General features: G+C 73.5%; 1 protein-coding gene. It reads left to right on the forward strand.

The genetic code is table 11. The features are described 5' to 3' along the window. Window positions 1–23 precede the first annotated feature (23 nt). Window positions 24–1,367 carry an LLM class flavin-dependent oxidoreductase gene (locus AC5LUJ_RS00005; RefSeq protein WP_250280871.1) on the forward strand — a complete coding sequence of 448 codons (1,344 nt, stop codon included), beginning with the start codon at window positions 24–26 and terminating at the stop codon, window positions 1,365–1,367. Window positions 1,368–1,456 lie beyond the last annotated feature (89 nt).

Raw genomic sequence — 1,456 nt, forward strand, 5'->3', positions numbered from 1 at the left:
CCGGGGGCAGGGGAAGGAAACCGATGACCCACGGCAGGCGGCTGCGCCTCAACGCCTTCCTCAAGCCGCCGGGGGAGTTCCTGGCCGCCTGGCGGCATCCGGGCGCCGTCCCGGACGCGGGCGTGAACATCCGGCACCTGATCGAGCTGGCGCGGACCGCCGAGCGGGCCTGCTTCGACGCGCTCTTCTTCGCCGACCTCGTCGGGGTGCCCTTCGCCGACCAGGAGGTGCTGCGCCGGGTCTCGGTGGTCAACGACTCCTTCGAGCCGACGACCCTGCTCGCCGCGCTGGCCACCGCCACCAGCCGGATCGGGCTCATCGCCACCGCGTCCACCACCTACAACGAGCCCTACCACCTGGCGCGCACGTTCGCCTCGCTGGACCATCTCAGCCGGGGGCGGGCCGGCTGGAACCTGGTCACCTCGCTCAACGACGCGGAGGCCCGTAACTTCGGCCTGCCCGAGCACGTCGGGCACGCCGAGCGCTACCGGCGGGCCGCGGAGTTCCACCAGGTGGTGACCGGCCTGTGGGACAGCTTCGACGACGACGCGTTCCGCCGCGACCAGGCGTCCGGGATCTACTTCGACGACGACCGGGTGCACCGGCTCGACCACCGGGGAAGGTACTTCTCGGTGACCGGGCCGTTGAACATCCCCCGCCCGCCGCAGGGCCATCCGGTGGTCGTCCAGGCCGGCTCCTCCGAGGCCGGTAAGTCGCTGGCGGCCGCGGCCGCGGACGTCGTCTTCACCCACCATCCCGACGGCGCCGCCGCCCGGGCCTTCTACGCCGAGATCAAGGCGCGGGCGGCCGCGGCCGGCCGGAACCCGGAGCACGTCCTCGTCCTGCCGGCGCTGTCCACGATCGTCGGCCGCACCCTGGCCGAGGCCGAGGACAAGGCCGAGCGGCTGTACGCGCTGCTCGACCCGCGGGTGGCGCTGGCCGATCTCGCCTACTGGCTCGGCGGCGTCGACCTGTCGACGCACCCGCTGGACGGGCCGCTGCCGCAGCTGCCCGTCTCGAACCAGAGCCGCAGCGCCCAGCGGCTCATCGTGGAGCGGGCCCGGGCCCGCAACCTGACCATCCGCGAGCTCGCCAGGGGGCTGGCCCGCGACGAGCGGACCATCGTCGGCACCCCGGAGACGGTCGCCGACCACATCCAGGAGTGGTTCGAGACGCAGGCCGCGGACGGTTTCAACGTGATCTTCCCGTACCTGCCGGAGACGCTCGACGACTTCGCGGACCTGGTCATCCCGCAGCTGCGACGGCGCGGCCTGTTCCGGGCCTCCTACGAGGGCCGGACCCTGCGCGAGAACCTGGGGCTGCCCCGCCCGGCCAGCCGGTACGCCCGCGACCGGCGCGGCGCGTGACCGCTGTCCGGCATGTCCGACCGAACGGCGGTCACCGACCGTCGTCACTTCCGGCCCACGGCCGACGAGGAGGCCGACGATGACCGGGA

It is taken from the genome of Protofrankia sp. CiP1_Cm_nod3, assembly GCF_982290655.1.

Bases quoted from the DNA above. Each gene is read 5' to 3' on its own strand.
- AC5LUJ_RS00005 (WP_250280871.1), top strand. From the start codon at position 24: ATGACCCACGGCAGGCGGCTGCGCCTCAACGCCTTCCTCAAGCCGCCG.